The 20,310-nt window shown below is 66.6% G+C and carries 9 protein-coding genes; 3 read left to right on the top strand and 6 right to left on the bottom strand.

Features of this window, described 5'->3' with window-relative positions; translation table 11 throughout:
* Window positions 1-4: 4 nt before the first annotated feature.
* Together QX204_RS02175 and QX204_RS02180 are read left to right on the top strand one after the other, a co-directional pair.
* Window positions 5-5,068 carry a non-ribosomal peptide synthetase gene (locus tag QX204_RS02175; protein WP_301904938.1) on the top strand — a complete coding sequence of 1,688 codons (5,064 nt, stop codon included), beginning with the start codon at window positions 5-7 and terminating at the stop codon, window positions 5,066-5,068.
* 43 nt (window positions 5,069-5,111) lie between these two features.
* Window positions 5,112-9,842: a non-ribosomal peptide synthetase gene (locus QX204_RS02180; protein ID WP_301904939.1), complete on the top strand. Its 4,731-nt coding sequence runs from the start codon at window positions 5,112-5,114 to the stop codon at window positions 9,840-9,842.
* Window positions 9,843-10,244: 402 nt separating this feature from the next.
* On the opposite strand, the gene QX204_RS02185 is transcribed toward QX204_RS02180, so the two are convergent.
* Entirely contained in the window at window positions 10,245-10,493 is a 249-nt protein-coding gene (locus QX204_RS02185; protein ID WP_301904940.1) for an SUKH-4 family immunity protein, read from the bottom strand.
* 349 nt (window positions 10,494-10,842) lie between these two features.
* Here QX204_RS02185 and QX204_RS02190 point away from each other — a divergent pair, with 349 nt between their 5' ends.
* Window positions 10,843-11,013 (top strand): hypothetical protein, encoded by a 171-nt coding sequence (locus QX204_RS02190; RefSeq protein WP_301904941.1) that lies wholly within the window; start codon window positions 10,843-10,845, stop codon window positions 11,011-11,013.
* Window positions 11,014-11,115: 102 nt separating this feature from the next.
* Here QX204_RS02190 and QX204_RS02195 read toward each other — a convergent pair whose 3' ends face one another.
* The 5 genes from QX204_RS02195 to QX204_RS02215 all read right to left on the bottom strand — a co-directional run bounded on the left by QX204_RS02195 (window position 11,116) and on the right by QX204_RS02215 (window position 20,301).
* Complete coding sequence (locus tag QX204_RS02195) at window positions 11,116-11,496, bottom strand: VOC family protein (protein ID WP_301904942.1); 381 nt, start codon at window positions 11,494-11,496, stop codon at window positions 11,116-11,118.
* A gap of 166 nt (window positions 11,497-11,662) precedes the next feature.
* The gene (locus tag QX204_RS02200) at window positions 11,663-12,046 is read right to left on the bottom strand and encodes a hypothetical protein (protein WP_301904943.1); all 384 of its coding nucleotides are present in this window, start codon (window positions 12,044-12,046) and stop codon (window positions 11,663-11,665) included.
* Between the two features lie 15 nt (window positions 12,047-12,061).
* Window positions 12,062-19,468 (bottom strand): toxin glutamine deamidase domain-containing protein, encoded by a 7,407-nt coding sequence (locus QX204_RS02205; RefSeq protein WP_301904944.1) that lies wholly within the window; start codon window positions 19,466-19,468, stop codon window positions 12,062-12,064.
* Window positions 19,469-19,789, bottom strand: coding sequence for a hypothetical protein (locus QX204_RS02210; protein ID WP_301904945.1), 321 nt, complete (start codon window positions 19,787-19,789; stop codon window positions 19,469-19,471).
* Entirely contained in the window at window positions 19,786-20,301 is a 516-nt protein-coding gene (locus tag QX204_RS02215; RefSeq protein WP_301904946.1) for a YbaB/EbfC family nucleoid-associated protein, read from the bottom strand. Before QX204_RS02215 ends, QX204_RS02210 begins: the two co-directional genes overlap by 4 nt.
* Window positions 20,302-20,310: the final 9 nt, after the last annotated feature.

The raw sequence follows: 20,310 nt of genomic DNA on the forward strand, positions 1-20,310 counted from the left end.
GAACATGTCTGACACCGAAGCCACCCTGTCCGTCGCGGAACGCCGCAAATTGCTGCTGCAGCAGAAGCTGCGCGAACGCGGCATGTCGGTCGTGCACGCCGAACCCGTCGAGGTGCCGAGGATCCCGGCGGGGGAGCGGCGCCCGCTCACCCCCGGCCAGCGCCGCATGTGGTTCCTGCAGACCCGCGATGCAGACGACACCGCCCTCAATATCTGCGTCGCCTACCGCCTCACCGGCCCGCTCGACGCCGACCGCCTGCACGCCGCCTTCGACACGGTGGTGGCGCGCCACGACATCCTGCGCACGACCTACGGCACGGATGCCGACGGCACGCCGTTCCAGGTGTTCACCGCGGATGCCCGCGCCGACTGGTCGACCCACGATGTCACCGAGCTCGCGGAGTCGGGTCGCGACCTTCGCGTGGAGGTGCTGGCCCAGCGTGACTTCGCCCGCCCCTTCGCCCTCGGCGCCGAGCTCCCGCTGCGTGCCACGCTGATCCGCACCGGCGTCGACGAGCATGTCGTGCTGTTCACCATCCACCACATCTGCTGGGACGACGACTCCTGGGCCGTCTTCTTCGCCGAACTCAACGCCGCCTACCGGCTCGGCACACCCGCTGCGGACGCCGCCTCCCAGCCCGACACGGTGCAGTTCGCCGCGATCGCGCCCACCGCAGAGCCCGCCGAAGACGACGTCGCCTACTGGCGTGAAGCACTTCGCCCGCTGCCCGAACCGCTCGAGCTCCCCGGCGCCGCCTCGGTCGGCGCGGGCAGGCACGCCCGCCGCCGCACCCACCGGCTGCCCGCCGACCTCGTCACCCGCACCGAACAGTTCGCGCGCGAGCAGGCCGCGACCCCGTTCATGGTGCTGCTCGCCGGTTTCGACGCCCTCGTGCACCGCTACACCGCCGCCGACGACTTCCTGGTCTCCATCCCGGTGACCGACCGTCCCGTCGGTACCGAACAGCTCATCGGCTACTTCGGCAACACCTTGCTGCTGCGTGCGGGAATCGGTGGCCGCGACGATTTCGCCACCTTGGTCGCCGGCGTGCGCGACACCTGCACCGGGTCGTTCGCGCGTCGGGGCGTCGGCATCGATCGTGTTGTCCGTGAAGCGAATCCGGACCGTGTCGCCGGACGCGACGGCATGGATCAGCTGGTTCGCCTCGGCTTCAGCGTGCGCAAGAGCGCCGACGGTTTCGCCATCGACGGCGTGCGGTCCACCCAGCTCGAACTGGGCGCGGCGAGCGCGCAGGTGCCGCTGGCCTTCGCCGTGGTGCTCGAGGCCGACGGCAGCGCGGTGGTGGAAGCCGAGTATCAGACCGACGTGCTCGCCGATGCCCTCGTCGACCAGTTGCTCGTCCACTTCGGTCGCCTCCTCGACAGCGCCCTGCGCGACCCGAAGCGCAGGCTCGCCGATCTCGACATGCTCGGCGATGCCGATCGCGCCGCGTTGCTCGACCGTTCGCACGGCGTGCTCGTCGACGAAGAGGCGACAACCCTTGTCGCCCTGCTGGAGTCGGCCGCGGCGGCCGATCCCGAGGCGCGGGCCCTGGTCTCCGATGATGTGGAGCTCACCTACGCCGCGCTGCACGCGCGCGCGAATCGCTTGGCGCACTGGCTGATCGAGCAGGGCATCGGCACCGAGGACATCGTCGGCCTTCGGCTCGGCACCTCGGTCGAGTTCATCGTCGCCGTGCTCGCGGTGCTGAAGGCCGGTGGCGCGTACCTGCCGATCGACCCGGCCTACCCGGAGGACCGCATCGAGTACCTGGTCGAGGACGCGAATCCTCGATTGCTGCTCGGGGCGGTCGAATTGGCCGCCGCCGAGGAGACGGCGGCCGAGCTGCCCGCGACGGCGCCCACCGATGCCGAGCGACTGCGCCCACTGCGCCCGTCGAACCTCGCCTACGTCATCTACACCTCCGGCTCCACCGGCAAGCCCAAGGGTGTTCCGGTGCCGCACAACGCTATCGCCGAGCACATCGTCTGCTTCACCGCCGACTGGAACATGACCCCCGCCGACCGGCTGATGCAGTCGTCGTCGGTGAGCTTCGACGCGTCGCTGGTCGACATCGCGATCACGCTGACCGTCGGTGCGCAGCTGATCGTGCCCAAGCCCAACGCTTTCCGCGACATCCGCTATGTCGCGGACTTGATCAGCCGCCGCCAGGTGACCGTGCTGCACATGGTGCCGTCGATGCTGAGCACCTTCCTGCTGTTGCCCGAGATCAGCGAATGGCAGTCGCTGCGCCAGATCCCCGTCGGTGGTGAGGCGTTGCCCGGCGAGGTCGCCGACCGCTTCGCCAACACCCTCGACGCCGAACTGCGCAACCACTACGGCCCCACCGAAGCCGTGGTCTGCTCCACCCACATGCCGGTCTCCGGCCCGCAGGGCACCGGCGTGGTGCCGATCGGCATCCCCAACCGCAACGTCTACACCTACGTTCTCGACGAGGCGCTCCAGTTGGTGCCCGACGGCGTCGTCGGTGAGCTCTACCTCGGCGGTGAGCAGCTCGCCCGCGGCTACCTCGACCGGCCCGCACTGAGCGCCCAGCGTTTCGTCGCCGATCCGTTCACCCCGGGCGCTCGGCTGTACCGCTCCGGCGACCTGGTGCGCCGCAACACCTTCGGTGAGCTGGAGTTCGTCGGTCGCGCCGACGAGCAGGTGAAGGTGCGCGGTTTCCGCATCGAACTGGGCGAGGTCGAAGCCGCGATCGCCGCGCATCCCGCCGTGGCCCACTGCGTTGTCGTGGTGACCGAGGACCCCGCCATCGGCGCGATGCTGGCCGCCTATGTGGTGCCCGCCGAGGGCACCATCGACCTCGAACAGGTCCACGCGTTCGCGGCGAGCGGACTGCCCGAATACATGGTGCCCAGCGCGTTCGCGGTGATCCCCGAGATCCCGCTCACCGTCAACGGCAAGCTCGACAAGCGCGCCCTGCCCGCGGCGACCCCCGCCGTGGCGCGCACCCACCGCGCCCCGGCCACGGCCACCGAGCGCAAGGTCTGCGCCCTGTTCGGCGCCCTGTTCAGTCTCGACGAGGTCAGCGCGGAGGACTCCTTCTTCGAACTCGGCGGCCACTCGCTGCTCGCGGCCCGCCTGGTAGCCCAGGTCCGCGCCGAGTTCGGCGTGGAACTCGACGTCCGCGTCGTCTTCGACAGCCCGACCCCCGCGGCCCTCGCTGCCAACCTGGTCGCCCGCTTCCTGGCCGAGTTCGACATCGACCTCGACGCCGTCGACACCGATTTCGACGACGCCCCGGCCGCGACCGAGAGCGAGACCACCGACACCAGTCGACCCGCGATCGGTGGGCGCCCGCGTGGCGAGCGTGTTCCGCTGTCGTACTCGCAGCTGGCGATGTGGTTCCAGTATCGGATGGAGGGCGCGGGCTCGGTCGGCAACCTGCCACTGGCCATGCGCTTCGACGGCGCGCTCGACATCGCGGCGCTGCGTGCCGCACTCGACGACGTGGTCGCTCGGCACGAGTCGCTGCGCACCACGTTCCCCGAACACGACGGCGTGCCCTACCAGGTGGTGCACCCCGCCGCCCCGGTCCCGCTACCGGTGCGCGAGATCGCGTCCGACCAGCTCACCGCTGCGCTCGCCGAGATCGCCGACTACCACTTCACCCTCGACGGCGAGCCGCTGATCCGCGCCGAACTGCTCGTGCTCGACGCCGACACCCACGTGCTCTCACTGCTCGTGCACCACATCGTCGCCGACCACGCGTCCTTCGGCGTGCTGCTCGACGACCTCACCACCGCCTACCGTGCGCGATGCGAGCTGGGCGGCGCCCCGAGCTGGGCGGCGCTGCCGGTCCAGTTCGCCGATTACGCGCTGTGGCAGCGTGAACTGTTCGACCAGGCCGCGCCGAGCGCGTTCGCCACCGACCAGATCGACTACTGGCGTGCCGCGCTCGCCGGCGTCCCCGAGGAGATCGCGGTCGCCCACGACCGGCAGCGTCCGCCGGTACTCGGCAAACGCGGTGAGGTGGTGAACTTCTCGTTGCCCGCCGCCGTGCGCTCCGGGCTGGAAGCGCTCGCGATCCGCAGCGGCGCCACCGAATTCATGGTGTGCCAGGCCGCGGTCGCCACCCTGCTGCACACCCTCGGTGGTGGCACCGACATCACCCTCGGCACTCCCGTCGCGGCGCGCACCGATCCGGCGACAACGGCCATGATCGGGTTGTTCGCCAACATGGTCGTGCTGCGCAACGACCTGTCGAACGCGCCGACCCTGCACGACACCGTGCTGCGGGCGCGCAACGTGGTGCTCGACGCCAATGCCCATCAGGAGCTCCCGATCGAGCGACTGGTCGAAGCGCTCAACCCACGCCGCTCGCGCTCACGGAACCCGCTGTTCCAGAGCATGATCCACTTCCGTGGCGCCGACTGGGCACCGACCACGTTGCCGTTCGCCTCCTCGGGCGACACCACCGTCACCGTGCTGCCCGCCGACTTCGACGTCTCGTTCCTGGATCTGAACCTGAGCCTGAACGTGACCGCCGACGGCGGCATGGACGTGCGCGTCGTCGTCAACGCCGATCTGTACGACCCGGCCACGGCCTCGCTGATCGCCGACGCCCTCGCCGCCACGCTGCGTGCCTTCGCCGAGACACCTGACCTGCCGGTCGCCGACCTGCGGGTGCTGCCCGCCGCGGATCTCGAGCGCCTGCTCGCCCCGCCTGCCGCGCTGGCGGCGAGCGCCGTCGCCACCGGTGCCGCGACCGACTCCGAGACCGAGCGCACCCTGATCGCCCTGATCGAGGAACTGCTGGAGATCGACGAGGTCGAAGGCGACGACAACTTCTTCGCCCTCGGTGGCGACAGTGTCATCTCCATCCAGTGGTCGGCCCGCGCCGACGCCCTCGGTCTGCCGCTGTCGCCGCAGATGGTCTTCGAGTGCGCCACGATCACCGAATTGGCCGCCGCCGTCGACGCTGCCGCCGGTGGCGCGACTCGAGCCGAGGAGCCCGAACAGGTTTCGCACGCGCCGATGAGCGCGTCGGGCCTGGAATCCGATGCCCTGTCCGCGCTGACGGCCGCCTGGTCCGCACAGGGATGAGCACGAACGTCGGGATGAACGAGCAGTTAGGAAGGGACGCAGCATGAGTGCGCCGCAGATCGAAGACGTACTCGCGCTGAGCCCGCTGCAGGAGGGGCTGTTCTCCCTTTCCCGGCTGACGGGCACCGAGATCGACCTGTACACGATGCAATTCGTGGTCGATATCGACGGCCCGCTCGACACCGACCTGCTGCACCGCAGCGCGCAGGCCATGCTGGACCGTCATCCGAACCTGCGGGCCGCGTTCTGGGACACCGATGTGCCCAAGCCGGTGCAGATCATCCCGTCGCGCGCGGAGCTGCCGTGGGCCGAACGGGCCGCGCTGTCCACGGAATTCGACTCCATCGCCGAATCCGAGCGCCGCGTCCCCTTCGTGCTCAGTCGCGGTCCCGCGCTGCGAGTGCTGCTGCTCGACGTCACCGACGCGCCCGCGCCGCGCAAGCGGATGATCCTCACCGCCCACCACATCCTCATGGACGGCTGGGCGGTCGCGGTGTTCTTCACCGAACTGCTCGCCGTCTACCGGGCGGGCGGCACCCTCGACGGTCTGCCCGCGCCCCGGCCCTACCGCGACTACATCGGCTGGCTCGGTGCCCAGGACCACGACGCCGCGGCCCGCCGCTGGGCCGAGTACCTGGGCCAGGTCAGCGCACCGCTGGTACTGGCCGACGGCGCCGGCGAGCGCGGCTCCGCGGTTCCGCAGACCACGCGACTCCGGTTGTCCGCCACCGAGACCGAGCAGTTGCAGCAGTGGGCGCGCGGCAACGGGATGACGCTCAACACCGCGGTCCAGTTCGCCTGGACGCTGCTGCTCGGCCGCGTCACCGACCGTCGTGACGTCGTCTACGGCACCACCATCTCCGGCCGCCCAGAGAAGCTCACGGGCGTCGAAGGCATGGTGGGACTCTTCATCAACACCGTCCCGGTCGTGCACCGCCTCGATCCCGCCGAGCCGGTCGTGGCGCAATGCGCACGCCTGCAGCGTGATTCGGCCACCATGCGCGACATCGGCTACCTCAGCCTGTCGACCCTGCAGCGCGCGGCGGGCCACGGCGCCCTGTTCGACACCCTGTTCGTCTTCGAGAACGCCCCCATCGACGACGCCATCCAGACGGTCACCGCCCCCGACGGCGCGCAGTTCCGCCCGATCGAGATGGAAAGCCTCGCCCACTACCCGCTCACGGTGGTCTCCCACCTGAGCGACGCCGAACTCCTCGTCCTCGTCGAGGCGATCCCCGCCCTCCTCGGCCACCTCGACACCGTCGACCTCGGCGCTCGCATGCTCACCATTCTGCGCACGCTGCCCTCGCTCGACGCTGCCGCGACCACCGAGGCGATCGATCTGCTCACCGCGTCCGAGCATGCCGAACTCAGCAGCGCCGCAGCGGATCTCACCGGTCCCCCGACGGCCACCCCGTGGGAACTGTTCGAGCGGCAGGTGGCCGCCGACCCGAACGCGATCGCCCTCACCACCACCTCCGGCGAGGTGTACACCTACCGCGCGCTGCACGAGCAGGCCTGCCGGATGGCGGGGGAGTTCGCCGCCCACGGCGTCACCCCGGAAACCGTTGTCGCCCTGATGCTGCCGCGCGGGCCGCGCTCGATCATCGCGATCATGGCCACCTTCGCTGCGGGCGCCGCCTATGTGCCGGTGGACATCTCACTCCCGGCCGGGCGCATCGAATCGATTCTGCGCCAATCGAACCCGACGCTCACTGTCATCCTCGGCGCGGACCGCGCTCTGCTGGACGCGACGACCCTCGACACGGTGTCCGTCGACGGCGCCGTGCCTCTCGGCGAGGAGACCGATCGCCACGGTGACGGCGCGATCGCGGGCGGCTCCGGCGGTTCGGATGCAGCCGTTCGCGTTGCGCCGCCGTCCGATCGGCAAGCAATCCAGATACTGGCGCTCGACGAGCCCGCAGTCCTGGCGCGGGTCGCGGCCCGGCCGACAGGAGCACCCACTGTGCGTCGTGAACTCGACCACAGCGCCTACATCATCTTCACCTCCGGCTCGACCGGCGAGCCCAAGGGCGTCGTCGGCACGAACGCCGCCCTGGCGGGTTACTTCGCCGATCACCTGGAGCGCTTCTACCGTCCGGCGATGCGCAAGCTCGGTCGCCCCCTGCGGATCGCCCACGCCTGGTCGCTCGGCTTCGACGCCTCCTGGCAGCCGATGGTCGGCTTCTTCGCCGGACAGGCTCTGCACCTGTTCGACGCCGAGGAGATGCGCGACGCGCACCGAATCGTCGCAGGCATGGCCGAATTCGACATCGACATGATCGACACGACCCCGTCGATGCTCGCGCAGTTGGCGGCAGCGGGCCTGCTCGACCGCGAACTGTCGGTGCTCGCTCTCGGCGGCGAAGCCATCGACACCGCGCTGTGGGCACGACTGCGCGCGCTGCCCGGGACGGCTGTGTACAACTGCTACGGCCCCACCGAGACGACCGTCGAAGCCGTGGTCGCACCCGTCGCCACCTCGGAGATCCCCACGATCGGCACCGCCAACGGCGGCATGGTCGGCTACGTGCTCGACTCCCGGCTGCGACCGGTCCCGCAGGGCATCGTCGGCGAGCTCTACCTGTCGGGGGTGCAGCTGGCCCGCGGCTACCTCGGCAAACCCGCCATCACCTCGGACCGTTTCGTCGCCGACCCCACGCGCCCCGGCGAGCGCATGTACCGCACCGGCGACCTCGTGCGCAGGCTTCCCGGTGGCCGTTTCGGCTACCTCGGGCGCGCCGACGCCCAGGTGAAGGTGCGTGGCTATCGCATCGAGGTCGGCGAGATCGAGACCGCGCTGCGTCGCTCCGCCGATATCGACACCGCCGCGGTGACCGTGGTGCGCCGTGCCGGTGGTGCGTCCCTGGTCGGCTTCGTCGTCGGTAAGGCCGGTCGCGCTGTGATCGTCAGCCGGGTGCGCGCCGACCTCGCGCAACGCCTGCCCGCGTACATGATTCCCGCGCGCATCGTCGTCCTGGATCAGCTGCCGGTCAATGTCAACGGCAAGCTCGACAGCCACGCGCTGAACGAACTCGCCGAGCAGTCGCTGGCGGTCGCCGACAGCAACGCCGCCGCCGAGACGGCGACGGAGATCGCGCTCAGCGAGCTCTTCGCCGAACTCTTCGACGGTCGCGCACCCGGCATCGACGCCGACTTCTACGAGCTCGGCGTCGACAGCATCGTCGCGATCTCCCTGGTCAACAAGGCCCGCCGTCGCGGCCTCGCCCTCAATCCGCGAATGGTGCTGGCCTGCCCGACCATTCGTGAACTCGCTGCCGCCGTCGACGACGCACCGGCCGCCGCCGCGCAGTCCGGCGCCGACGCCTACGGCGTGGTGCCGCCGCTGCCGGTGGTCTCCTGGATGTACGAATACGGCAACTACCGCCGCTTCACCCAGACCGCAATGCTGCGCCTGCCCGCCGGAATCGACCGTGCGGCAATGGAATCCACCCTCCAGGCGCTGCTCGACGCGCACGACACCCTGCGCGCGGTGCTCACCGACACGACAGACGGACCGCGCATGGTCACGCGCGCGCCCGGTGCGGTGAACGCCGCCGAGCTCGTCATCGAGGCGCCGCGAGGGCTCGGCGGCACCGAACTCGACACGGCCATTACGGAATACGCGCGGATAGCCAATGACGCGATCGACCCGAGGGCCGGGGACATGGTTCGGGCAGTGTGGTTCTCGGGTGCGGAATCGGCTGTCGACACTCACGGTGCGGAGCCGGTCGGTGCCACCGTCGTGCCGAGCTTCGGCACCGGTGACGACATCCTCCTGCTCACCGTGCACCACCTCGCGGTCGACGTCGTGTCCTGGCACATCATGCTCGACGCACTGGCCGCTGCCTGGCAACAGATCCAAGCGGGCGTGACGCCGAAGATGTTGCCCGAGTTCACCTCGTACCGACAGTGGTCCGAGGCCATGTGGCAGCGCGCGTCCGAGCCGGAAGTCCTCGCTCAGCGCGATTACTGGACCACGCAGGTCCGCGAGCCCGATGCCGCACTCGGCTCCCGACACCCCGCCCCGGCGACCGACACCTGGTCCAGCCTGCGGGTCAGCACGGTAGCGACTCCGGTCGCGGTCACCGAACGCCTGCTCAACCGCGTCGGCAAGGACGAGGGCGTCCGCGAATTCCTCCTCACCGCCCTCACCATGACCATGGCCTCGCTACACGTCGACAACGGAAACGACCCGGCCGCAGGCGCATTGATCGCTATGGAAGGCCACGGCCGCGCCGACACCACCCTCGGCACCGACACGGCCAACACCCTCGGCTGGTTCACCAGCGTCTTCCCCGTACGCCTCGGCGTCGGCGACAACGCGGTGGATGTCGCACGCGCACAAGCGGACCCCGCCGCCGCTCGCACCCTGCTCGACTCGGTCTCCGCCCATCTGCGTGAAATCCCGAACCAGGGCCTCGATTACGGACTCCTCCGCTACGTCAACCGTTCCGCGGAACTCCGCACCGCCGCCGAACCCCAGGTCGAGTTCAACTATCTCGGCCGAATCGACTTGAGCGGCAACGAGACCGACCCCTGGTCACTGCTCGTCGGCGAACACGACACCGCACTCCCACTCGACCCGGAACCTGACCTACCACTGCGCTACGCGGTCGACGTCATCGCGGGCATCGGCGCCACGCCCGAAGGCTCCGCGCTCACGACGAACTTCCGCTGGAGTACCGCTCTCTTCACGGAGGCCAAGGCTGCCCGCTTCGCCGAACACTGGGAACTGGCGATCACCACCCTCGCCGACGCGCTGGACCGTTAGCGCGCCCCACCCCGACGCACTATATTGCCGGCGCACACGCTGTCCGTCAGGCGTTGTGCGGCTCGGCGAGCTCGTCGATCAGCACGGGATACTGTTCCCCGTTACCCGTGGCGATCGACCGGTCCGCCATGGCCTTGATCAGTCTCGGGAGTTCGACGCTGAGCGCCTCGCACTCCTCGAGAAGTCAAATATCTCGATGACGAAGAACGCTGGATATTTCGCCTTTTCCGTGCGCTCATCCAGATCTCGACGCATTGATCCTTCCGGCCGATATTCTAAGACCGACGATGACCGGATTTCATCCGCTTCCATCGGTACGACCCAATTCTCATCGGTTTCGGCGACTCGGAAGATAGTTCATGATGGAGGTACTGAACGTGTGGCGGTGCGGAAACGAGAATATCAATTCTCGGCATCGTAACGGTGCCCGACGGGACGTACATCGACGTAACTGGACTCGATGCGTTGAGGAGGGATGGAGGAGGGAAAGCTGACGATCGCCGCCGTATCACGTTCCACCACAAGGCTGGTCGCGCCTCTGCCTTGAACTGCACGGACAATCCGCCAACCTGCGTCGAACTCGACCAAATCGAATTCTTCGGAATCCAAAAATGTGGACGCAATTTCTCTGGCGTCGGACTCGCTTATCATGGTAGCTCACTTCCCTCAGATGATTTCCAGCGGCATCGATGTGCATGACATCAATTGCGCTCGCGTGACTTTCACCGTTTCCCACCCCCTGCGCCGACGGCGGCCACGGCTCCAGTGTGGAGTTTTGTGAGTCGGATGCCATAGGGACGCCTTCGACATTGAAAGCGTTGAACCAATGTCCTCCGCCGTCGTGTCAATCGACTCCGACTATTGCGCTGGATCCCGGCCCGAGCTGCGACAGCGTATCTCGGATTTCTTGGAATATTGCAGTAATTCTTTCCCCTCGCTCCCAGTCATCCATGCACGAGTTGGGCTCACCGTTTCCGTGCGGATCCGTATTGTGCCCTGCTTGGGGTTCGATGCCGCGCCACTGCTGCTGTACAGCTTCCTCAACGGCTATCTGCTGGCTGTCCTCAGTGGGTCGCCCGACCGCGCCGACACGGCGAGCGGGTGGGGATGTCACCCGTTGCGACGCTTGCTGAACTCCTCGATCAGTATCGGATACTGCTCGGCGCTGTGACCTGCGGCGATCGGGTGCCCAGAACTGCTGTCCGCCATGCGAACCCGCCTCCCAGTGCAGGCTGAAGACCGACTGTCGAGCCGTTCTAGCCACGCATCGGCCTCACGTCGTCCCCACTCGTCGCCGCAGCAGGCAGAATTCGTTCCCCTCCGGGTCGGCCAGCACGTGCCAGGTTTCGGTGCCGGTCTGGCCGATGTCGGCCTTGCGGGCACCCGCGGCGAGCAGACGCTGTAGTTCTTCGTCCTGATCGCGGTCGGTAGCGTTCACATCGAGGTGCATCGGCAGTTTTCCCCGTCTGGGGTCGGTGCTGAGGCTGAACAGCAAGGTGGGCTGCGGTCCGCCGAATTCGGTTCCTGGCGCGCCGATCTGGACGTCACCGTCGTCCCGGTCGAGTACGACATAGCCGAGCACTTCGCACCAGAAGCCGGCCAGCAGTTCCGGGTCGGCACAATCGATGACAAGTTCGGTGATCCTACAAGCCATGAGCGCGACCTTACGCCCGCGCCGACGACTCACGCCTGGTGAATACCAGCCTCGGGCCAGACCCCGTCGTCCCGATGCCCTCGTACAGCCATCCCTGCCACTCGCACAGTCATATTGTCGCCCCGCCCGTCCTCCACCTCGACCGAATAATCCGCAGCACCGATCTTCAGCGCCCGCCTTTCCGTCGATTGGCAAGTGCGCTGACGGCGAGTTCCCGCGTCTCGGCATCGGGCGTAGCGGCCTGAAAGTCGCACGATTCGATATGCGACAGGAAATTATCCTCCGGGGCGATCCCGTATTCTTCCAAGTAATATCTTGCTGCTGCTGTCCAAATCCATTTTCCGTCCGTTTTGAAAACGCGCGGAACGACTTTCCCTTTGGACGGGTCGATCTGATCGTTCGATTTACCATTGGCTGCTCGGATTGCCGACCCACCTCTGAGGAAAGTGAGAATCTGTTCCTTTCTTTCGAGGTCGGTAATTATCTGCCTCGCAGTAGTTATCGGCACACCATTTTCGTCTATTCCATCGAAGAGTCGAGAAATTTTCACAGTGTTGATACTCCTCTACTGGCTCTCGGGCTCGAACAGGATCCAGTCTCCATCCGGCGGATCCTTTGCATCAACTTCGCCGGTCACCGGGTCGACGACCTCGGTCGCGACTACGACAGTGCCGTCTTCATCGGTCCATGCAATCTCGTTCGGAGCCCACACCTGTACGCCCAGTTCGTTGGCAAGATGTTGGGCGAAGGGATCTGGGCCCTGCCCAGTCTCGCAGCACAGCAGGCGGATAGCGCGATTTTGCCAGCGTGGGTCGGCTCGGATGAGCGCCGCGAGGTCTTTCGGTGACAGCTCGTCATCGCCGATAAAGACAGCTTCGGGATCCCCGTGCATATCAATGGTGTAGAAGTTCTGTAGCGCTCCGACCCACTGGGCGTACTCTCTCATTTCCGAGTCGGATTCCTCGAAGTAGGACCGACCGGCGGGTGTGCTTTCCCCGAGATCGAAGTACGCTTGCAAGTGCGGAGGCAACGGAATCGCCGCCGGTACCGAAAGCGGTTGAGTCGGTGAGCTGTCGGGCTGGTGGGCATCCGGTGGGGATGGCGGCGCTGCGGCGGGATCGGGCGGAGACGCGTGGTCAGGAGGCAGAGGGAGGGTTCTTCCCAACCGCCGCGGATCTTCAGACCGTGGACCATGCTCGTTCGTGTCTATTTGGTCGCTTGACTGGGCCGCTACCTCGTAATGGGAATCCGCTACGAGGCGATCATCCCGTTCTTCGGCCATTCCTTCTCGCGGCGCGCGCGATGAATGATCCTGCCTACTGTCGTTCGGAAGATCCCGTCCTCCGATTGTCCCGGAAGGGCTGCTTCGTTCGTCTTGTCGATGATCAGGGTCCGGTCCAGGTTGTCCCTGGTCTCCCCGAATCGGTACTCCACCTCGCTCGGATCGTTCCTGATCTGGTTGTAGTAGACCAGTAGCGCCATTCGGTTCTCCCCAGTGTGTGTCGTAGCGTTCGCGGGTGCTCGGCGGGATGTCGCGAGACCAGTCGTGTTGAGTATTTGCGTGTGCGTGCGCGTCCTGGTAAGTCGATCCTGGATGCATTCGCATGTAAGTGGACTCGGCCAGTTCGTGTTCGAGGAGCACCATATCGGCCGGAAGCGGGCGCCCGGCTCGGAGTCGAATCCATGCCTCGGCCATGTTCGGATCGGCGTCGAAGAGTTGGTGGACAATGTTTCCGTCATAGTCGACCATTGGATGCTGTGTCCGAAACACATGGTTCTTGATCTGTTCGAGGTCGGCTCGGGTGAAGTAGGTGCCGTCAGCCCGCAGTTGGTCAGCCAAGGCGCGTGCCATCTCGTCGATGTCACTGTCGTCGCTGCGAAACCGGGTGTATGCCTCCTCTGCCCAATCGAAGGCTGCCGCGTCGTCACGTGGACGAATCGCCCCACCCGTATGCACCTGTTCGGGCGCATCGGACTCAGCGTCTACTAGTCCTCGATCGTTCCGTCCGTCGGCCAACTCTGTTGGCGACGTCTGAGCCACTGGGCTTTCGAGATCACCAGGGAGTCCATCGGTCCGTGCTGGTCCCGTTTCAGGGTTTGCTTGTCGAACGTCAACTGGTACGCCTCGGGTGGTTCTGTCGGATTGTTCAGTGACGTCACTGTCACTTGGTACGTGATCGTTTCCGAGTTCTCGGTCAGGCGCTGGAATGTCGCCTGTCGGCGTTTGGGATAGATCTGCCGTCCGTTCACCGGCTGGCCGGTCTCGATCGCCTGGTCGTACATCTCGCCGATCGTCCACGGGTGCAGGCTGGGGTGCACTGTCACTATCCCGGTCTGTTTGTCGAGGACGTAGCTCGTCTGGCCGAGTCCCTGGCCCAGTGCTTTCTGCTCCGGGCTGAGCTCCGGTCGGCAGACCCACCCGTGTTTGAACTCGATCACCGAGAATGTCTGGGTTGGGAACGCTTCCGCTAGGAATTCCCGCACTTGTTCCTTGGTGACCAGTGGTGGAACCGGCATTGGTTACTCCTTGGGTATCGACGGGCATCGACCAGAGTTCGACCGATCCACTGGTTAGGTTGTGCGGCGGGGTGTCCGAGAATTCGGATGATTGGGGATCCCACCACACCGGGCCCGCGGCGCCGTGTGGATAGACGATGACAGTCGCGTGGGAACCGTCGATCGTGGGCGACCCGTCCAACTCGTACAACAGTTCGCCGGTGTTCTGGTCTCGGGCGTGCCAGGTGTTGACAACCAGCGCCGACGCTCCGGGGCCCATGCTGCGAATCTGGTCGTGCAGCGCCTGAAATTGAGCCGAAACCGCGAGGTCGACGTCGCCGAGCTGCCATGTACCGCCCAACCACGCAGTTGCTCGATCGAGTCCGTTTTCCTCACCTGATCGGGTGTCGAGGTCCCCGTCGGCGTCGAGGTCGGGCCATCGCGGTGAACCGACTTCGGGCCTGCCATTGAACGATGACAATGCGGCCAGCGATCCGTCGAGGCAGTTATTGCTCCTGCCCTGAACAGTCGGGCCGCCGTCGTTGATCAGGCTGCCATAATCGTTTGTCCGGGGGTCCGCGCCGACCATGAACCGGTTGCCATCGCGCAGAGCGTCTTCGACGTCGTGTTGATACTCGGCCTGTTCGAGACTGTCGAGCCGTGCGGGGCCTTCGACCCGGGTACCAGGGAGACCGTCCAGCACTGCTGGTGTATTGGCACGCGCGATGCTGTTGCTCAGTTCGCGGAGGTCGTCCACGTCCAGATCGGTGTCACTGGGAGGCAGCCCGAGCTGTTCTCGCAGCAGCCCGGTGAGAGCGTCGAGGTCGGCGTCGGTAGGTGTGCTGTCAGGGTTGGACGAGTCGAGATCGATCGTCATGTCAGCCGCGGCAGGGTCACTGACCGGGACCAGGTCGACCATCATCCAGTCGCCGGACAGGAGTTGCTCGCCTCGGTTGAAGTGCAGATCGACGGCGAGTTGGGCGCGTTCGAGCAGCGCTTGGACGATTGCTGGATCGAGGTTGCCGACGCCGGCCATATGAACGCCTACCCGGAGCATCGACACGGGCGTGTTGAAAGCGGTGGTGAATCTGCCCCAGGTGAAACTGCGGCCGCCAAGCGGATCGACGACGTGGCGCACTCCTCCGTCAGGGTGCTGGGAGCGTAGGTTCTCGCGGGCTGTGCGTGACTGGTTGGCGTCGATTAACTGCTGCGGGGTCGGGATCGATTGCGTCGGAGTGGCCGGCTGGTGGGCAGTGGGCGTTGTGCCGCTGACGGGTGCCGGTGATGTACCAGGGGGCGGTGTCGGCGGCGGAGATGGCTGGGTCTGGTTTACCGATGACTGCGACGACGGCGTCGTGGTGCCCTCTATCGGTTGGGACGTGGATGTCGGGGTGTTCGGGACTGCGGTAGCCGGTGAGGATTGGGGCGCGGTCGTCGGAGGGGCGGAATTGCTCGGTTGATCGCCTACTGCTCGATCGTCCCCTCCGCGGGCCATGTCCCCGTGTTCCGGCTCTGTTCGTACGCCCATGACGTCGCCACCGCTGAGACTCGGTCCGTGGGCCGGTGACGGATCGGATTCTTGGTGATCTCGACTTCCTGAGTCATCCCCGGATCGTCCGGGCTCTCCAAGAAGGTCAGTTGTACTCGGTACACGATCGTGTTCTGGTCCTCGAACCGGCGAGTCAGGTGAATTCGGCGCTGTTTCGGATGGATCTGGTAGCCCTGGGGTGGTAGGCCCGCTTCCGTCGTCGCGTCGAACTCCTCCGCGATCACCGGCATCGCCATGCTCGAGTGCGCCGTGATCACCCCCGTATGTTTGTTGATCACGTAGTTGCCCAAGCCCATTCCCCTCTGGGCGTCCTCCTCCGGCGACAGCATCGGCTGACATACCCAGCCGTGCCTGCTCTCCAGGATGCTGTACTCCTGGCTCGGACCGAACACTCGGGCCAGCAAATGTCTGGCCTGTTCCCGGGTGGGTACTGGTTCCGCCATGGGGAGATCCTCCGTTTGCGTCGATGGGTATGCACTCCAACGCCGCCGAGTCGTTGGTCAGGTATGCCGGTGGGGCATCGGATGTCTGCCCGGACTGCGGATCCCACCACACCGGGCCTGCCGCTCCCGGCGGGAAGACGATTACTGTCGCGTGACCGCCGCGGTACACCGGTGAGCCGTCGTTGTTGTAGAGCTTGTTGCCGTTCTGATCACGCGCATGCCATCTGGTCCCGACCATTGCCGCGGAACCAGGGCCGAGGCCGGCGATGTAGTTGTGCAAGGCCTGGTACTGGTCCGGAATAGGCATTCCGGAATACGACGCCCAGTTCGCGCCGAGGCAGGCTGCCGCACGGCTATGGCCGTTCCACTCTCCTGACACGTTGTCCGGCTGGCCGTTCGGCAATTGGTCGGGCCATCGGGGCGCCGAGACTCGAGGCAGGCCGAAGAACGATGACAAGGCGGAGAGGGAGCAGTCGAGGCAGTTGTTGCCGCGGCCCGGGACAGTGCGCCCGCCGTCGTTGGTCAACTGCCCGTACGGATGGGTGCGTGGGTCGGCGCCCTGGATGAAGCCGTTGCCCGCGCGAAGCGAGTCTTCGATCCGACTTTGATGCAGGGGATCCTCGACGTCGGCGAGTTCGCGATGATCGATTACCCGCGAATTCGCGGGATCGGCGATTCTCGAAGGTGTATTCGCGCGAGCGATGTCATTGCTGATCTCGCGAAGATCGCTCGGGCTCAGGAGCTGGCCGGGCGGCGCGGGGAACAACCCCAAGTGGTCGCGGAGCGTGTTGGCGATGCCGGCAGGCCGACTGGGATCCAGGACTGTGTCGGCAGCCGCGGGATCGGTCGTGAACTCCACATCGACCAGGAATCGGTCACCGCTGAGCAGGGGACTGCCGTTGTTGAAGGTCGCGTCAACGGTCGCCTGGATTGCTTCCATCGCCAGGCGAAGGTCGTTGGGTGACATCAAGTGAGCGTTGGGGATGTGGGCGCGGATAGTGGCGACGGCGACCCACCGGTTGCCGCCCAGGTGGAAACGGCGGATTCGGTAGGCGGGCGGACGCTGGACGAACGGACTTCGATTCGCGTCCACCGACGTGGTGCGACCATCCTGAGATGGCAAGCCACGCAGCGATTCACGGAGCTCGCGAGCTTGATTCGTAGGTGGCTGGCTCGTGTTGTTCGGTGTGCTCGGGCTGCTGGTCGGTGTCGGATTCGGGCCGAACGGTTGCTGGGTGTCAGGTGTGCTCGGCGGTGTCGGGCTGGTGCCGAGAGTCTGCTGCGGGGTAGGCGAAGACGTCCGGTGTGTGATCGGCGTTTCGGTGTGGCTCGGTGTGGTTCCAGGGGTGTTCGACGGGGTTGTCGTTGGTGGAGTCGCAGACGTGGACTGTGGGGTTCCGGTGGTTGCCGGGGGTGTCGTTGTCGATCTGGGCGATGACGGCGCCGGCGATGGGGCTTGGCTGATCGGGGGTGTCGGCGTGGACGTCTGCGTGGCAGTGGGCGGTGGGGCTGCGGTGGGTGTTGTTGTGGGGTTTGCGGTTTGTGGGGTTGTAGCGGTGGTGGCGGCCGCTGTCGCTGTGTCGTTGGAGGACGGGCGAGTGGTGTCGGCCGGGATGTGGGTGGGGGTGTTCGATGGGGTTGCCGGTTGGGAGGTTGTGGAGATCGGCGAAGCGGTGGTTGCGGCGGGAGTCGAAGTCGGTGATTGCTGGGGGGTCGACTCCTGCGTGGTGGGGGTCGATGTGGTCGGTTGTTGGCCGGTCGAATCCGGTGTGTTGGTGGGGTCTGGGGTCGTGGGTTGGGGATTGGTCGGTGTCGTCAGGGTGGGGTTGGATTGACCGTTGTCGCTCGGGGTCGGGTTCTGTTGTCCGGTAGCGGTATTCGGTGTGTTGTCGGTGGGGGCGTTCGGCTGGGTCGAGGAATCCTGGGTCGGGAGGTCCAGAGATGAGCCGGTGGGGGCGGGAGTCGCGGTGTCGTCTGTGGGTGAGGGGTCGCCGGCCGACGGTGTTTCGGTCGGGGCGTTGCTGTTCGGGGCCGTCGGTGAGTCGCCGCTCTGGGGGGTTCCGGTGGCGGTATCGCTGGTCGGATTCGATGGTGTGGTGTCGCCGGTCGGTGGGGTCGGGTTGGCCCCGTTGCCGTTCGGGCTGGACGGCGTCGCGTCGCCGGCGGCAGGGGATCCGGTGGACGAGGGTGCGGTTTCCCCGGCGTCGGGGGTTCCGGTGGATCCGTTGTTGTTCGGGTTCGACTGTGCGGAGTCGCCAGCAGGTGGAGTTCCGTTCGCGCCGTTGTCATTCGGGCTCGTGGGCGCGGATTCTCCCGGTGCCGAGGTGTTGGGCGAACCGTTTTGCGGGGTCGCTCCGTCCCCGGTAGGAGCGGTCGATGCCGGGTTCGTGGACCCGCCGGTGTCGCCGGTGTTCGGGCTTGTCGGCGCGTTCGGACCGGTGTTGCTCGATCCGTTCGGGCTCTGATCGCCGGACGGGGTATCGGTCCCCGCGGGCGTGGTGGAGCCGGGAAGGTCGCTGCCCAGATCGGGAACGGTAGGAGCTGTGCTGTTTCCGCCGTGACTGCTGGATTCCAGCGCGCTCTGGACACCACCCGCTCCAGCGCTGGTGAAGGTATCCACGCCGACATCCAGCTTGAATTCCTGGCCGAGGAAGGCCGCGCCGACTCCCGCGGTGGCGACTTGGGCGGAGAGGTCGGCGCCCAGTTCGGTGACCGTGCCCCCGACGACCTTGCCCGCGAGCTTGCCCGCGGTAGAAGACGCGACATCGCCGAGCGCGCCGGTGCCGCCGCCGAGCAGGCCGCCTGCCGCGCCGCCGACTGCGCCGCCGAAAGTGGCGAGGCCCAGATCGGTCCAGCCGAATTTGTCGCCGGAGCGGTCGCCCTTGGCTACCTGGATCAGTCGTGCGCCGAGGTCGGTGCCGCCCTCTTCGAGTGCTTCGAACGCGGCGCCACGCAGAGCCAACCGGGCGGCTGCCTTCGCGGCGCCGCGGGTGAGCATGCGGGCTATGAGCTGTCTGATCGCCACACGCACCGCGACCTGGGCGGCCACTCGGGCTGCCACGCCGGCTACAGCGCCGATACCTGTCCACGAGGTCGCGATCGCCGCACCGATCTCCACCGCGGCGATGACCATCGTCGCGATGATCACCAGTTTGGTGTGCTCGATATCGTTGGCGCCGTCTTCGAGCAGTTCGGCCTGTTTTTCACACCACTTGCGAACAGCGGCGAAGGTCGCTTCGTCGCCCGACAGCAACTTGTCGCGGTAAGCGGTGATGGCGGTGTGGGTTTCGCCTTCGGACAGCGCTGTCAGAGCGGCGTTCAGCGCGAGGGCGGCGTTGTCGTCGACCGTGTCGAGGGTGTTCGCCATGGCGGTCCACCCGTCGGCGACTCGGCGCATCGCCGTTTCGTCACCTTCAGGCCAATCACCCGCGCCGAGAATGTATTTGGCTACCCAGGCGAGCTCGTCGGGGATCTCTATGCCCATTTACAGCGCCCCCGTGGCCTTGTCGATTTCACCGGCGCGCGTCGTGTCCTGGGCCTGCAACGCTTCGGCCACGGTGACCATGTTCTCGCCGAGCTGGGTCATCACCGTCGCCAGCCCGGACACCGCCTTCTGGCCGGGCTCGACACCGGGGGTGTAGTTCTTGGCGAACGACTGGCCGATTTCGTCGTTGCCCCAGCACTCACCCTCCGCCGCGATCACGGCCGCCAGCTTCTGGGCGCCCGTGGTGATCGTGTCGGCGACCGAGGTGAACGACGGCTGAGTGCCGCGCAGCGCTTGCGGGTCGGCTTTCAGCGAGCTCATCGAAGGTATCCGCGATTGCGGAAGTATTCGCCTTCTTCGTCGTCGGTGTCATCGACGAGGCTGTGGGGAGAGTCGGTGACCGGTTCAGGGGCCGGGGGTGGTGGCGGCGTCAGCTGGGCGATGAGGTCTTTCATGCTGGGGGCGCCCGGGATCAGGTCGGGCAGGTCCGGCATGTTCGCGCTCAGGTCCGACAGCGGGGCGAGGGCTTGCTGTTGGATCTGGGCGGCTTGCGCGGCCACCTGGGCGATCGCCTCGGTCACCGATCGGCCGAGGGATTCCGGGGTCGACCGTTTGAAGGCATCCGGCTCGATGTGGACCTCCGAGATCCCCGCGATGGTGCCGGAGACGCGGACCAAGCTGTCCGCCGACCAGGCGGTCACGAGCTGGCCGACCTGCGACCGAGCGTCGAGCAGAGCCGACTTCTCAGCGGTGAAGGAATCCAGCATCGCATCGATCTGCGCGCGCAAAGCGTTGTTCGACGCCTGGGTCGGCGCCGACCAGTCCTCGTTCATGAGACCCTC

Origin of the sequence: Nocardia sp. PE-7 (assembly GCF_030486425.1) — a bacterium.
Lineage (GTDB): Bacteria > Actinomycetota > Actinomycetes > Mycobacteriales > Mycobacteriaceae > Nocardia > Nocardia salmonicida_A.